A 13,180-nucleotide genomic window follows, 5' to 3' on the forward strand; every position below is an offset into this window, starting at 1 on the left:
GCGCCAGCACAGGCCGCGCCAGCGCCACGGCGGTGCCGGCAGCGCCGTAGCCGAGCAGCGCGACGCTGATCATCATGTAGGCGAAATGGTGCCACTGGATGATCGAAAGCAGGCGCAGCAGCAGCACCTCATAGCCGAGCGCGGAGGCAGACAGCAGCGCCAGGGCGAGCAACGGCGGCGAATGCATGCTTAACCGCCTCCGACCAGCGGCACGAAGCGCACAGGCAGCACCTGCCGGGTGGACACACTGCCATCGCCGGCCTTCTCGATCAGCAGCAGGTACTGGATCATGAACGGCGCGCCGACCGGGATTACCATCCGCCCGCCTGCCTTGAGCTGGGCGATCAGTGGCGGCGGCACATGGCTGGCGGCGGCGGTGACGAGGATGGCGTCGTAAGGCCCGTGCTCGGGCCAGCCGTGGTAGCCATCGCCCAGCCGGGCCTGCACCTTCGCATATCCCAGCCGGCCCAGGCGCTCCCCGGCCTGCACTGCCAGCGGCTCGATGATCTCCATCGTGTAGACCGCCTGCGCCAGCTCGGCGAGGATCGCCGCCTGGTAGCCCGAGCCAGTGCCGATCTCGAGTACCACATCGCCGGGCCCGACCTGCGTCAGGTCGGTCATCAGGGCGACGATGTAGGGCTGGGAGATGGTCTGGCCGTAGCCGATCGGCAGCGGGCGGTTCTCGTAGGCGTAGGGCACCTCGTCGGGCGGGACGAACTTATGGCGTGGCACCCTGGCCATCGCGGCCATCACCGGCGCGGCAAACTCGGCCCTGCCGGTTTCGTCGCGGGTGACGGACGACATGTCGGCGATCTCCCGCACCATGGCGTCGCGCAACGGCGCGAACGGGTCGTCGGCATGCAGGCCGGCGGATGCCAGCGCCAGAGCGATGGCAGGCGCCAGGATGCGCGTCAGGAGCATCACCGGCTTCACAATGACTCCTCCGCCTGAGGAATAGTCGAATCGTATGGCCGACGGGCTGGCTCGGCAAGCCGGGGGTGCCGGCGACCAAACCAGAAATCGGCCAAAAGCAGTCATTCAAATCTGCCAAGGCGCGCGTTGCTGGTCGCTGCACCTGGCATCAACCGGGTTGATCGACGACCTTAATCTGCGTCAGCCCTACCCGCTCAGCCTGCTCTAAAATCTCCTCCGGCGTCGCGTCCGCAGTGGGCATGATCAGGCTGTTCTCTCCATCCCCAAAATGCAGCTGTAGCAGGTGCATCGCCGCCTCATGGACGGGCAGCTGAGGCTGCTCGAATTCGAACATGTATGTGCGGGGCTCGCCGTTGAACAGGTATTCCAGGGTGTATTTGCGCATGGTGGGATCCTCGGAATGGGAGAAATCCAGCTGACCACCCTGACTTAAAAGTCAGTTTTTAGCTCAGCTGCTCGGCTTTACCCTGTTCATGCAGACCCCGGCTTTTGGTTATCGAGGAGCTATAATGCGCATCGGTACGTCGGCCTGCATTTGCACAGATACCCAGGAAACCAAAGGTACTCAGACCGGCCGGGATTCAGTTATTGCAATTCCTTTTCGCCCCAGTTGTTTGACGCCGTACATGGCCAGATCTGCCGCCTTGAGCAAAGTATCGAGACTCTGGCCATGGAGTGGACACAGCGAGACTCCGATACTGCACGAGACCGATAGTTCTCCCACAGTGGTAGCGATTGGCTGCCCGATCGCATCCAGCAACATCTCGGCTTTGATTTCAGCACTGTCCGGATCCGCAAGGTCCTTCATCAGCACAACAAACTCATCGCCACCGTAGCGCGCAATGGTATCTCTCGCAGGCGTGGCTTGCACCATACGCGCAGCCAAGGCGCGCAACACCTGATCGCCGACCTCATGACCGTACTTGTCGTTGATCGACGGTCAGAACATCCCGCAGTCGCAACTGACGCTCAAACAACAAGGTCATGGGTTGCGAAGCACTCGCGATCTCGACCCGGTCGTTCAGCAGGGGCAAAAAGAGACGATCCAGAAAGCCGGCATGCTCGGACCCCGTGGAAAACACATCGCTATCAGATCCGGCGACGTTTTTCAGGACGGCACTTATGCGCACCTGGGAATCGACGTTCGCCTGATCCACCGCCTCCAGTAACGAGCCCGCTTTGATCAACAGCAAAGCGACCATGGTGCTGCCAAAAAAAATCGGTCGGGAATGCTCTCGCGCCTGTTCTGGCCGACTGACCGACTGCATCAGAATGTAGGCGCTGCCACCTTCATACATCGAGAACACCGGAGAGACGACGGGCTTGGGATTGTTGTGGGTGCGCGCTAGCGCGTAGGAGAGATAAGCGACGGTTTCCAATCTGACACCGTAGATCGAACTGGCTTGCGGGAGCAACGGGTACATGAATAACACAGGCCAAGTCTCGCTGAGATAGACCTGGGGCTGGGGAGGTTGCTGAGCAAGGCTTGGGAAATCCTTGAGTTCAAAGTCCGGTCGCCACGTGCGTCGCAACAGCGCTTCGAAGGCCGCCTGTTCGGCAATGGGTACTGCCCGCGAGACTTCGAGCATATAAATATGAGGGTAAGCGGTCAAAACGGCTGCCGCGTAGCGGGCCGCAGCTTGCGAGTCACTTTGATCGACGGCCTGGAGAAACGCCGAGAAGCCTGCCAACACCGCCTCATTGGTGTCCAGCTGATTGCGCACGATGCTGGAAATGTTCTGCACGTATTCCGCGAAGCGCGTTTCCCGACGATGGGTTTCCGACTTCAATAGCAACCAAGCAGAGAAGCCCGTCAGGCCCACAGCCAGGATAATGAAACCCGCGAGAGAACGGCGGCGCTTAGTCAACATCATTCTGGTTTTCCCTAACGCGCATAGGGTGCATATTGCCCCTGGCCAGTCACTATCAAGTCAACTGGAGCCCAGGCCTGGACAGCCAAGCTGTTGGTGATGGCTTGAAAATGGACTACCGAAAAAGGCAGAGAACTTTTGCTTCTGCCCGAAACCCACATAAAAGCTAGCAAAATGCCATGTCAGCGTCCATCGCACACTTCTGGATTCGACACCATAAGCCCGTCATGAGCAAACGCAGAGGTCGGTGCCCTCTGCGTTTGAGCCGGTGAAGGGGGCTGCTGTAATAGCGGCGTTTGCAGGCGCGTGCGGCGTTACCCGACGCGCCAGTCTGTCATTTGCTGGCGTCCAGCACGATGCGGTAACGCGCCTTGCCACTGCGCAGGTGATCGATGGCTTCGTTGATCCGACTCATGGGAAAGTGCTCGACCTGCGGCAGGATCTGATGACGTGCGCAGAATTCCAGCATGGTCGCCGTGGTACTGGGCGAGCCGACCGGCGAGGCGGACAAGCTCTTTTGTTGGGGAATCAGATCGAACACGTGCACTGGAATAGCGGCGGGCACTATGCCAACAAAATGCAGGCGCCCCTTGCCCCGCAGAGTTGCGAGCATGGCCGGCCAGTCGAGGTCGGCATTGGCAGTGACCAGGAGAAAATCCAGGGTGCCGGCAATGGCTTTCAGCGCGTTACTGTCGGTCGAGGCGACTACGTTGTGCGCGCCCAGGCGTCTGGCTTCGTCCTGCTTGCTCAACGACGAGGTAAAGGCCGTGACTTCGCAGCCCCAAGCGTTAAGGAAGCGCAGTGCCAGATGACCGAGGCCACCGATTCCCACCACACCGACCCGGTCAGTCGGCTTGACGTCGAATTCCACAAGCGGGTTGAACACCGTCGAGCCGGCGCAGAACAGTGGCCCGGCCATGGCCGGGTCGAGTCCGTTCGGTATCGCAAGGGCCCAGGCCCAGTGCGAACGCAGGCGATCGGCGAAGCCGCCGTTGCTGCCGATGATGGTGGGTTGGACTGTACCGCATAGCTGATGGGAGCCTCCGATACACGAGGAGCAATGCATGCAACTGCCCTTGTACCAACCAATACCCACCCTTTGTCTCACTTCGAGACCGCGTACCTGCGCGCCCACTCGCACGATACTGCCGACCACCTCGTGGCCGGGGATAAAGGGGTAGCGGCTAATGCCCCATTCGTTATCGATCAGCGACTGGTCGGAGTGGCAGACGCCGCAATACTCCACGGCGACTTCCACCTCCTCGTCCCCCAATGGACCGGGATCGTAGCTATAGGGCTCCAGTGGAGCGCCGGCCGCCGTTGCGGCCCAGCCGGTGAAGGAAGTGAGTTCGGTGCTATTGCTCATTGGATACCTCCTGATCAGGAGACAGGGTTTTGGCAACTCAGGTGCCGCGGCGGAGCCAGGGAAGTGTAGCGTATTGCTTGCCGTCGTCTCGGTTGCCGATAGCTTTCGCACTGTCGATTTCGCAGAGTCTCGTTCGACTATCGTTAGGAATGAATCTGATGGGTCGCAGTGATCGTAGGCGTTCCCTGTACGAAAACTTTCACGAGGACGAACCTGGAGAAGCGTATGCGCAAGCTCATCGTTGCCGCTTTCATTAGTCTCGATAGCGTTATTCAATCGCCCGGCGGACCTGAAGAAGATACCAGCGGCGAATTCCGCCTCGGTGGCTGGATAGTGCCCTACGCCGACGAAATCGGCCAAGCCGTGCAGGACCTGTTCTCGCAGCCATTCGAGTTGCTGCTGGGGCGTCGCACCTACGATATATTCGCGGCGTATTGGCCGCGCGTACCGGCCGATTCACACAGCCGCGCCATCGCTGACCTGTTCAACAACGTGCCTAAGCACGTGGCCACCCATCGATCGGATACGCTTGATTGGCAGAACAGTCATGCGCTGGAGGGCAACCTTGGCGACGCGATACGCGCGCTAAAGCACCAGGACGGCGCCCACCTATTGACGCAGGGCAGCGGCGATATGGTGCGCCAACTGCTTGCAGCCGGGTTGGTGGACGAGCTTCGGCTGATGATTTTTCCCATCGTACTTGGGCACGGCAAGCGTTTGTTCGGCGACAACGCACAAGCGTCGGCCTTCACTTTGGCGCACTCGATCAGTACGCCTGGCGGTGTGCTGATCACCCGCTACGTCCACAGCGGCGACGTGCGCACAGGAACGTTCGAAGAACGTTGATCAGGAAAAGCCAACGCCTGACAACTCATTGAAGGCCGACGTCCCTGGCGGGCCGCAGCCTTCACAGTCTCAGGAGTCACTGTTGACCGGCGCCATGAACTCGGCAAGCGATGACGCAAGCCGTGCAATGGCATTCCGATCGCCTTGGTTAAGGCGGCGATAACTTTCGATGACTTTGGTTTCTTCATCGGGCAGATCTTCTTTAAACCGGGACTTCTTCCCCGTCAAAAGGTAGAGAACGTCAACGCCCCTGATTGCGATGGCCGCCAAGTAGTCGGCCCTGGGAAACCGGGATCCCTTCTCGTACTTGCTCTGGGCGTTTGCCAAAACACCTCCCACAGCGCCGAGCTCTTGCTGGGAGAGGCCTAGAGCCATGCGTTCCTCTTTCAATCGCCTACCGAACGTCTTCATTTGAGTAGCCTGCTCCATGAGTTCGGTCAAAAATCATAGCTCATCGAATATGGCTGCGTCGGCCCGAATATGAGCGCGCAAGTGCAGCAATAGGGATTGCGCCCTCGCACTTGCTTACTGATCGTGTGAGTGCAGGGGATGGTGCGCAACTATGGTATTAATCCCCGATAAAAGGCTCAATACTTTTCCAGCTCGCTGACTAAAATAGTGGAAACGAGCGCGGCTCGAAAGGGTACATCGGAGGTTGACAAGAATGGACACGGAGAGGCTTAAACTCGCCAGCCGCGTGCTGATAGACGCCATGATTGAAGAACTCGATGAAGACGATCGGTTGTATGAGAAGGGCTTTGCGGATGGTTACATCGCCGCGTTGGTAGACTTCGCGGGCCTGAGCTTGATCGATGGTAGAACGTTGATGGAAGAGGCTACGCGCGCCTATCTAAAACGGTGATCCAGCAATTGTCCCAGACAGGACGGAAAGTCGGTCCGACTTGGGTCGTTTCCTGCCGGTCGTGACAGGCAACAATCGGCCAAAAGCGGTCATGGTGGTCTTTAAAGAAACGGTGAAATGTTCGCCATCGCGCGTGTCACGTAATCCTCCTTCTCACCCACCGGTGCCACATAATGAATGGCACTGCTTGCAGCCTCGACGCCTTCCAGACGGGCGATGAACCATGCGGCCAGATACTGCGACGACAGGCACCCGCCAGCGGTCGCGACGTTTCCCTTGGCCACGAACGGCTGATTAAGCACCGCCACGCCGGCCTCCTCGACCCACGGTTTGGTGGTCAGGTCCGTGCAGGCCGGAACGTCGTCCAGCAGGCCCAGCTTGGCAAGTATGAGTGTGCCCGAGCATTGAGCGCCCAGCAGCTGGCGCGTCGGGTCGAGTTTCAGGCGAGACATCAATGCGGCGTCAGCGATGACCTCCCGGGTCTTTTCCCCACTACCCACCAATACAGCGTCCGCGCCGCATGCGTCCTCTAGCGACGTCTGCGCCTCAATCAGCACGCCATTCATCGAAAGCACTTTGTCCGTGGGACTGGCGATAGATACCCGCCAGCCAGGCCGTTGGACCCGATTCAGGATGCCGAGCGCAATCAGCGAGTCGAGTTCGTTGAAACCTTCGAACGTCAGGATGGCGATGTGCATTGGGAGCCTCGTGCGAGCGGAGCCGTTGGGTGGCGCCATTGTAAAATCGCCAATCAATACATTCAAACAATTGTCATGGATACATTCTGACGTGCCGAGATCCAGGGTCGATGGCCGCTCTTCGCTACAGATAGCAATTGCGCCAAAAGCGGTCAATATCACTCCGTTTCGTATACCCTCACCAAGCGCCATGCAGCAATCAGCTTGTGCCAGGCGCATTGATATTCTTTTGTTAATGCACCGGAGGACTTCCATGCTCAAACGTACCCTGGCATTGGCTGTCGGCTTGGCCCTGTCTTTTTGCACCCTGCTGGCGCAGGCTGCCGACACCCTGAAAGTCAGCGCGATCCCCGATGAAGCCCCTACCGAACTGCTCCGCAAGTTCAAGCCTCTTGGCGCCTATCTGGAACAACAATTAGGCATGAAGGTCGAGTTCGTGCCCGTGAGCGACTATCCGGCCGTGGTCGAGGCGCTGGCCACCGACCGAATCGACCTGGCTTGGCTAGGCGGCTTCACATTCGTGCAGGCACGCCTGAAAACCGGCAATGCCATACCGCTGGTACAGCGCGAACAGGACGCCCAATTCACCAGCAAGTTCATCACTGCCGACCCAGCCGTCAAGTCGCTCGCCGATCTCAAGGGCAAGACCTTTGCATTCGGCTCGGTGTCCTCCACTTCAGGCAGCCTCATGCCACGCTATTTCATGCTCCAGGACGGCATCAAGCCGGAAAGCTACTTCAGTCGCGTAGGCTACTCCGGCGCCCATGACGCCACCGCCGCCTGGGTCCAGGCCGGCAAGGTGGACGCCGGGGTACTAAATGCCAGCGTGTGGGAAAAACTGGTCGCCGCCGGCAAGGTCGACACCACCAAGGTCAGAGTGTTTGCTACCACCCCGGCCTACTACGACTACAACTGGACGGTGCGCGGGACTCTCGACCCAGCGCTGGCGGCCAAGATAAAGGCAGCCTTCCTTGCTCTCGATCCGGCGAACCCTAAGGACAAAGAGATTCTGGATCTGCAGGCTGCCAGCCGATTCATCGAAACCAAGCCTGAAAACTACAAGGGTATCGAGGAAGCCGCACGCGCCGCCGAACTGCTCAAATGACTTTGCATCTGACCCAGGTCAGCCTTACCCACGCCACCGGCGTCCAGGCACTGCGTGGCGTGGACCTGCACATCGGTGCCAGCGAACAGGTCGCCATCATCGGCCCGTCCGGCGCGGGTAAGTCAAGCCTGCTCAACCTGCTGGCCACCGCCCTGCGACCGGACAACGGCGAACTGCAGGTGCTCGGCGAGCGAGCCTGGCAGCTTTCTGCCCGTCAGCGTCAGCGTCTGCGCGCTCGCATCGGTCTGATCCATCAATCGCCCCCCCTGCCACCGCGCCAGCGCGTGGTCACCGCCGTTCTGGCGGGAAAGCTGGGTCAATGGGGTATGGGCAAGAGCCTGCTGAACCTGCTTCATCCGCTGGATATTCCGGGCGCACGCGCGGCATTGGCCAGGCTGGACCTGAGTGACAAGTTGTTCGCGCAATGCCAGCAACTGTCCGGTGGACAGCTACAGCGCGTGGGCATTGCCCGCGTGTTGTATCAAGCGCCCGAGGTGTTGCTGGCCGATGAGCCGGTATCGGCCATGGACCCGGTGTTGGCCCAGCACACGCTTTCGGTGCTCTGTCGTCATGCCCGGCAGCACAACGTCACCCTGGTCGCCAGCCTGCATGCGGTGGAGCTGGCCCTGGCGCACTTTTCGCGGATCATCGGCTTGCGTGATGGACAGATCCTGTTCGACCTGCCAGCCAGCGAAGTCGACCGCGAGTTGCTCGACAAGCTCTACGCCAACGAACAACTGGAATCCCCACCGATTGCTCCGCCGCCCTTGAGTGTGCAGATTCCCCGATGCTGACCCGTGATACCCGAGATCCGGCCACCCGGCCCCGCCTACTGCTCACCTTGCTGGCCCTTGCCTTGCTGTGGCCCGGCATCCGCTTCAGCGAGCTGGACCTGAGCGTACTGGTGGCGAGTGACAGCCAGAGCGAGATGGGCCGCTTTGTATCAGCCTTCTGGCCACCGGCCCATGGCGAGGAGTTCATTGAACTGCTGTTGCAAGCCACCCTGCAGACCCTGGCCATCGCCACGGCCGGAATGGCCCTGGCGTTGCTGTTGGCAGTCCCCGCCAGCCTGTTGGCCAGTCGTGCGCTGTCGCTATCTGCTGCTTCCCGTGCCGGCCACCCGAGCCATTGGGGGCATCTGCTGCGTTGGCCTGTACGCGGTTTACTGATCTTCCTGCGCAGCGTGCCGGAAATCGTCTGGGCCCTGCTGTTCGTGCGTGCCGTCGGCCTCGGCCCGACTGCCGGGGTACTGGCGATTGCCATTACCTACAGCGGCATGCTGGGCAAGGTCTACGCGGAAATTTTCGAGTCGGTCGACCAGCGCCCGGCCCACGCGCTACTGCAGGCCGGCAGCGGTCGGCTCCCGGCCTTTTGCTACGGAATCCTGCCCAATGTCGCTGCGGAGCTGCTGTCGTACACGGTATACCGCTGGGAATGCGCCATCCGCGCCTCGGTGGTGATGGGTTTCGTCGGTGCCGGCGGTCTGGGCCAGCAAATGGATCTGTCGTTGCGCATGTTCGCCGGCGGTGAAGTGGCCAGTTTGTTACTGACGTTCCTGGTACTGGTGCTATTCGCCGATCAACTCAGCCGCCTGCTGCGCTGGAGGCTGGCATGAATCGCCTGTTCAACCTGGCACTGCTCCTCTGCATCGCAGCAGCGGTCGTCGCCTCGTTCATCTACCTGGGCATCGACCTCGGCGAGCTCGGCGGCAGCGGCAACCTGAAGCAGATGGGCGCTTATGCGCAGCGTTTTCTCAGCCCGGACCTGAGCTCCGGCCACCTGCACGCCATCGGCCACGGCGCCCTGGAAACCATTGCCATGTCCGCCCTTGGCACCCTGCTCGCGGGGGTACTCGGTCTGCTATTGGCATTGCCCGCGGCCGGTCGCTTCGGCTGGCCTCTGCAGAGCGCGTCGCGTCTTGTGCTCAACGCCTTGCGCGCGGTTCCGGAACTGGTGTGGGCCGCGCTGATGGTCCTTGCCGCGGGGCTCGGCCCCAATGCCGGAACCCTGGCACTAGCCCTGCACACCACCGGCGTGCTCGGCCGTTTGTTCGCCGAAGCGTTGGAAAACACCCCACCAGAACCGGCCGAAGCAATCCGCTTGCAGGGCGGTAATGCCGTATGGGCGTTCTGTTACGGCACACTGCCCAACCTGTTGCCACAGCTACTGGCCTACATCCTGTACCGCTGGGAAAACAATATCCGCATGGCCAGTGTGCTCGGCTTCGTCGGCGCCGGTGGCTTGGGGCAAATGCTCTATGTCAGCCTCAGCCTGTTCCAGGAAGCTCAAGCCAGCACGGTTATTCTGGCCATGCTGTTACTGGTATTCGCCGTCGATACATTAAGCAGCTGGAGCCGTCAACGCTGGGTCAAAGCCTGACTGCTTGCGCAGAACGGATGTATCTGCAAGGCGCCCTGTAGTCGTTGAGCAGCCGATACTCGGCGTTGGGTCATTGTCACGCAGGCTACGAGGGGGCTAATGCGCCATTTTTTAGGGTATTCACCGACCGCTTCTGGCCCGATTGCTGCCTGTCACGACTGACCGGTCTGGGTCGATTCCGGGCAGTCGCAACCGGCAGCAATCGGCCATTCCGGCCACTCAACAATAGCGCTGTGCACGTCCCGGGGCGCGGCCCAATGCGGACATGCCTTTGGACAAACTTCGCTGCCGCTAGCGTTGCTTTGTTGTGTCGAATTTCGCGAGCGGCGTTGGAGCAATCCGCCCGATCCAGTGCTGGTTGGCGCGGGCTGTCTCACGCTACGGTTCGCGCAGCGCGCACTTTCGCGTATCGCGTGAGTCCGATCTTGATGCCGACCAGCATGGGGGCGGCGATTGCAAAAAGCAGGGCAACTGCGATGAACGCTGTATCGAAGGCAATCACTGTGGACTGACCTGTCACGATCCGGCCCAGAAGGCTTGTCGCTGCCCGGCTGGCGGCCGCTGCATCCATCCCTTTCACCGTCAGCATGGCTGTCGTGGTCGTCAGCCGTTCGATGACCGCGGCCCCCCCTAGGGTGACGTTAGCGCCGAGGACCACGGCATTGGCGACGACGTTATGCTCGATCAGGGTCTGGAGCGCTGCGACTCCCATAAGACCACCCAGCTGGCGACCCGTATTGAAGAGGCCTATTCCACAGGCGAGGTTTCGGCTGTTGAGATTGCTGAAAGCGATCAGAGTGATCGATAGAAACAGGAAGCCAAGGCCCAGGCCGCGCAACAGGATGGCGGCCATCATGTCGTCGGTGCCGCTTTCGCTGGTCGAACCGGACAGCATCCACATCGCAACCATGATCATCAGGATTCCAAAGGGCACTGTGGCGAACCGCGGAACGCGGCGGACCTGCATGAGAAAGGCGGCAATGAGCAGCGCGCCGATAAAAAACCCGCCACTGGGCAACAGCAGCTGGCCGGCATCGGTAGGCGTGAACGCGAGGACCGACAGGGCGAACGCCGGAATCAGGAACGCGCTGCCGAACAAGGCGGCGCCAGCGACAAAACTGACGATAAAGGCGAAGGAAAAATCGCTCGATTTGAACAGGGTGAAGTCGAGCAGACCTTGGCCTTTGGCCAACACTTGTTGGCCGAGAAATGCCAGCAGAGCGGCTGTGCCGATCACGCTCAGCCACAGGATGCGCGGCGCCTCGAACCAGTCCCATCGGCTGCCCTGGCTGAGAACGTAGGTGAAACAGAACAGGGTGGCAGCGATCAGTGAGAAGCCGATCCAGTCAAACGGACGGTGCCGGACCTTGGCGGGCATTGGGCCGTCTGCGATCAGCAAAAGTCCGGTAGCCGCCAAGGCAAGTGGAACAACGCTGAAGAAGATCCATGTCCAGGATTGGCTATCGATCAACCACCCTTGCAGAGCCGGGGCGAGCGTCGCGGGCGCGACAACGGCGCCCATGGCAAACAGGGCTTGAAGGAAGGGTTGATGGGATCGCCGCCAGGCGCGAAATATGATCACCTGGCCCCCGACCAGCAGGGTGCCGCTGGCGAAGCCCTGAATAATTCGAAGAGCCACCAGCAGGTCCAACCGCGCGGTGATGGCGGCAATGCCGCACGCCAGGCCCATGACCAGGGTTGAGCCGATGATCACATGACGCGGATCGAATCGCTTCATCAGCCACGGAGCGGTCATGAACCCGATCAACTTGAGCGCGGTGTAGCCGATATCCAACCAGGCAAACTCATCAGGCGTTGCATAGGTGTCGCCGATGATATCGCCGCGTCCGAGCGACAGAACGGTGCTGGCGATCGCCTCCGTCAGCGCGGCAAGCACGATGCCTGCAATGAGCAGGACACCGGACGTAGCGCTGGCGTTGCTCCGCGTGGCGGTGGCAAGCGTGGTCATGAGCCGCCCCCTTGCGCAACCTCGACACGCGCGGACAGGCCCGGCACGATGCGGCCCGGCAACGGGTTATGGGCAAGCCGGATCTTTACCGGAACCCGCTGCACGACACGCACAAAGTTCCCGGTCGCGTTGTCTGTGGGGAGCAAGCTGAACGCCGACCCGCTACCCGGTGCAAAGCTGTCGACCACGCCTTCAAGTGCCCCGTCAGGATAGCCGTCGACCGTGATGCGCACGCGCTGACCGGGGCGGATATGTTCGAGCTGGGTTTCCTTGAAATTCGCCACGACCCACACATCGTTGACCGGCACGATATCGAGCAAGGAAACGCCCGGAGTAACGAAGCGGCCGACGCGAACCTGGCGGTTACCGATTACGCCACCGACAGGCGCGCGCACCACGGTGCTGTCGAGATCGATCTGGGCCAGATCGCGCGCGGCCTGTGCCTGCGTCACCGCAGCAACGGCAGCTTCTCGCTCGGCCACCAGGACGGCGATGTGTTGCTGTTGCGCCTCCACCGTTGCCGATGCTGCCGATACCGTCGCCTCGGCTCTGGATCGTGCCGTTCCGGTTTCATCGACCAGGGCTTGGCTGACCGCGTTGCTGACAATAAGTTTGCGGCTGCGATAGTGGGTCTTGGTCGCCAGATTCATCTCGGCTGCGGCCGAACGTCTTTGCGCTTCGGCCTGTCGAATCAGGGCGCGCTGAAGCTGGGTTTCGGCATCGACATGGATCAGGCGAGCCTGGGCCGCGCTGACATTGGCCACGGCTTGCGCAAGCTTCGCGCGATAGTCCCGATCGTCGATCCGGAACAGGACGTCACCCGCCCGGACGGTCTGGTTGTCCTCGACCTCTACCGCAGTGACATAGCCGGCAACCTTGGCGGCGAGCGAGGTGAGGTCGCCGCGGACATAAGCGTTGTCGGTCGAGGTCGCGCCGCTCGAAAGCGCCATGGCCCATCCGGCCGCCACGACCACCACTGCGCCGATGCACAGCAGTATGCCGATGATCTTTCTCTTGCTTTGCCGCGCCACTACGACAGCGGTCTCGGCGCTTGCGCCGGTGGCAATGGCGGCCTTGTCCTGGAGCGCGTTCATGTTCTCATTTCCTGTTCAATGCCAATGACCTGCAGCAGCCACAGGGCGGCAGTAGCC

General features: G+C 61.0%; 16 protein-coding genes. 6 read left to right on the forward strand and 10 right to left on the reverse strand.

Annotation, left to right across the window (positions count from 1 at the left end; all coding sequences use genetic code 11):
• The 6 genes from F8N21_RS24325 to ahr all read right to left on the reverse strand — a co-directional run.
• Positions 1 to 187, reverse strand: a 187-nt coding sequence (locus F8N21_RS24325; protein ID WP_150644550.1) for a hypothetical protein, incomplete at its 3' end; no start/stop codon positions are given.
• A gap of 2 nt (positions 188 to 189) precedes the next feature.
• A complete protein-coding gene (locus F8N21_RS24330; RefSeq protein WP_224788281.1) occupies positions 190 to 933 on the reverse strand; it encodes a protein-L-isoaspartate(D-aspartate) O-methyltransferase in 744 nt (247 codons plus the stop codon).
• Positions 934 to 1,081: 148 nt separating this feature from the next.
• Complete coding sequence (locus F8N21_RS24335) at positions 1,082 to 1,318, reverse strand: hypothetical protein (RefSeq protein ID WP_150644551.1); 237 nt, start codon at positions 1,316 to 1,318, stop codon at positions 1,082 to 1,084.
• A 180-nt stretch (positions 1,319 to 1,498) separates the two neighbouring features.
• Positions 1,499 to 1,819, reverse strand: a complete 321-nt coding sequence (locus F8N21_RS31380; RefSeq protein ID WP_318184214.1) for a GGDEF domain-containing protein — start codon at positions 1,817 to 1,819, stop codon at positions 1,499 to 1,501.
• A gap of 25 nt (positions 1,820 to 1,844) precedes the next feature.
• Entirely contained in the window at positions 1,845 to 2,807 is a 963-nt protein-coding gene (locus F8N21_RS24340) for a CHASE domain-containing protein (RefSeq protein WP_318184215.1), read from the reverse strand.
• Positions 2,808 to 3,138: 331 nt separating this feature from the next.
• Complete coding sequence (gene ahr / locus F8N21_RS24345) at positions 3,139 to 4,170, reverse strand: NADPH-dependent aldehyde reductase Ahr (RefSeq protein WP_150644552.1); 1,032 nt, start codon at positions 4,168 to 4,170, stop codon at positions 3,139 to 3,141.
• Positions 4,171 to 4,395: 225 nt separating this feature from the next.
• Between ahr and F8N21_RS24350 the strand changes: the two genes are divergently transcribed.
• Complete coding sequence (locus tag F8N21_RS24350; protein WP_150644553.1) at positions 4,396 to 5,016, forward strand: dihydrofolate reductase family protein; 621 nt, start codon at positions 4,396 to 4,398, stop codon at positions 5,014 to 5,016.
• A 69-nt stretch (positions 5,017 to 5,085) separates the two neighbouring features.
• Here the strand turns inward: F8N21_RS24350 and F8N21_RS24355 are convergent, their stop codons facing one another.
• Positions 5,086 to 5,427, reverse strand: coding sequence for a helix-turn-helix domain-containing protein (locus tag F8N21_RS24355; RefSeq protein ID WP_150644579.1), 342 nt, complete (start codon positions 5,425 to 5,427; stop codon positions 5,086 to 5,088).
• A gap of 253 nt (positions 5,428 to 5,680) precedes the next feature.
• On the opposite strand from F8N21_RS24355, the gene F8N21_RS24360 reads away from it, so the two are divergent.
• Positions 5,681 to 5,878, forward strand: coding sequence for a hypothetical protein (locus F8N21_RS24360; protein ID WP_150644554.1), 198 nt, complete (start codon positions 5,681 to 5,683; stop codon positions 5,876 to 5,878).
• Between the two features lie 101 nt (positions 5,879 to 5,979).
• Here the strand turns inward: F8N21_RS24360 and F8N21_RS24365 are convergent, their stop codons facing one another.
• Entirely contained in the window at positions 5,980 to 6,576 is a 597-nt protein-coding gene (locus tag F8N21_RS24365; protein ID WP_150644555.1) for a DJ-1/PfpI family protein, read from the reverse strand.
• 253 nt (positions 6,577 to 6,829) lie between these two features.
• Here F8N21_RS24365 and F8N21_RS24370 point away from each other — a divergent pair, with 253 nt between their 5' ends.
• Genes F8N21_RS24370 through phnE (F8N21_RS24385) form a run of 4 tightly spaced genes read left to right on the forward strand, consistent with a single transcriptional unit; the run spans position 6,830 to position 10,060 of the window.
• On the forward strand, positions 6,830 to 7,681 hold the full coding sequence (locus tag F8N21_RS24370; RefSeq protein WP_150644556.1) for a putative selenate ABC transporter substrate-binding protein: 852 nt from the start codon (positions 6,830 to 6,832) through the stop codon (positions 7,679 to 7,681).
• Complete coding sequence (locus tag F8N21_RS24375; protein WP_150644557.1) at positions 7,678 to 8,475, forward strand: phosphonate ABC transporter ATP-binding protein; 798 nt, start codon at positions 7,678 to 7,680, stop codon at positions 8,473 to 8,475. Before F8N21_RS24370 ends, F8N21_RS24375 begins: the two co-directional genes overlap by 4 nt.
• Positions 8,469 to 9,296: a phosphonate ABC transporter, permease protein PhnE gene (gene phnE, locus F8N21_RS24380; protein ID WP_150644558.1), complete on the forward strand. Its 828-nt coding sequence runs from the start codon at positions 8,469 to 8,471 to the stop codon at positions 9,294 to 9,296. The genes F8N21_RS24375 and phnE (F8N21_RS24380) overlap by 7 nt, the downstream gene beginning before the upstream one ends.
• Positions 9,293 to 10,060 (forward strand): phosphonate ABC transporter, permease protein PhnE, encoded by a 768-nt coding sequence (gene phnE / locus F8N21_RS24385; RefSeq protein WP_150644559.1) that lies wholly within the window; start codon positions 9,293 to 9,295, stop codon positions 10,058 to 10,060. The genes phnE (F8N21_RS24380) and phnE (F8N21_RS24385) overlap by 4 nt, the downstream gene beginning before the upstream one ends.
• 373 nt (positions 10,061 to 10,433) lie before the next feature.
• Here the strand turns inward: phnE (F8N21_RS24385) and F8N21_RS24390 are convergent, their stop codons facing one another.
• Both F8N21_RS24390 and F8N21_RS24395 read right to left on the reverse strand, forming a co-directional pair.
• The gene (locus tag F8N21_RS24390) at positions 10,434 to 12,029 is read right to left on the reverse strand and encodes an MFS transporter (RefSeq protein ID WP_150644560.1); all 1,596 of its coding nucleotides are present in this window, start codon (positions 12,027 to 12,029) and stop codon (positions 10,434 to 10,436) included.
• A complete protein-coding gene (locus F8N21_RS24395; protein WP_150644561.1) occupies positions 12,026 to 13,123 on the reverse strand; it encodes an HlyD family secretion protein in 1,098 nt (365 codons plus the stop codon). The genes F8N21_RS24390 and F8N21_RS24395 overlap by 4 nt, the downstream gene beginning before the upstream one ends.
• Positions 13,124 to 13,180: the final 57 nt, after the last annotated feature.

It is taken from the genome of Pseudomonas fluorescens (assembly GCF_902497895.1).
Lineage (GTDB): Bacteria > Pseudomonadota > Gammaproteobacteria > Pseudomonadales > Pseudomonadaceae > Aquipseudomonas > Aquipseudomonas fluorescens_BP.

Coding starts and splice junctions, on each gene's coding strand:
- F8N21_RS24335 (WP_150644551.1), bottom strand. CDS start 1,318: ATGCGCAAATACACCCTGGAATACCTGTTCAACGGCGAGCCCCGCACA.
- F8N21_RS24340 (WP_318184215.1), bottom strand. CDS start 2,807: ATGATGTTGACTAAGCGCCGCCGTTCTCTCGCGGGTTTCATTATCCTG.
- ahr (WP_150644552.1), bottom strand. CDS start 4,170: ATGAGCAATAGCACCGAACTCACTTCCTTCACCGGCTGGGCCGCAACG.
- F8N21_RS24350 (WP_150644553.1), top strand. CDS start 4,396: ATGCGCAAGCTCATCGTTGCCGCTTTCATTAGTCTCGATAGCGTTATT.
- F8N21_RS24355 (WP_150644579.1), bottom strand. CDS start 5,427: ATGAAGACGTTCGGTAGGCGATTGAAAGAGGAACGCATGGCTCTAGGC.
- F8N21_RS24360 (WP_150644554.1), top strand. CDS start 5,681: ATGGACACGGAGAGGCTTAAACTCGCCAGCCGCGTGCTGATAGACGCC.
- F8N21_RS24365 (WP_150644555.1), bottom strand. CDS start 6,576: ATGCACATCGCCATCCTGACGTTCGAAGGTTTCAACGAACTCGACTCG.
- F8N21_RS24370 (WP_150644556.1), top strand. CDS start 6,830: ATGCTCAAACGTACCCTGGCATTGGCTGTCGGCTTGGCCCTGTCTTTT.
- F8N21_RS24375 (WP_150644557.1), top strand. CDS start 7,678: ATGACTTTGCATCTGACCCAGGTCAGCCTTACCCACGCCACCGGCGTC.
- phnE (WP_150644558.1), top strand. CDS start 8,469: ATGCTGACCCGTGATACCCGAGATCCGGCCACCCGGCCCCGCCTACTG.
- phnE (WP_150644559.1), top strand. CDS start 9,293: ATGAATCGCCTGTTCAACCTGGCACTGCTCCTCTGCATCGCAGCAGCG.
- F8N21_RS24390 (WP_150644560.1), bottom strand. CDS start 12,029: ATGACCACGCTTGCCACCGCCACGCGGAGCAACGCCAGCGCTACGTCC.
- F8N21_RS24395 (WP_150644561.1), bottom strand. CDS start 13,123: ATGAACGCGCTCCAGGACAAGGCCGCCATTGCCACCGGCGCAAGCGCC.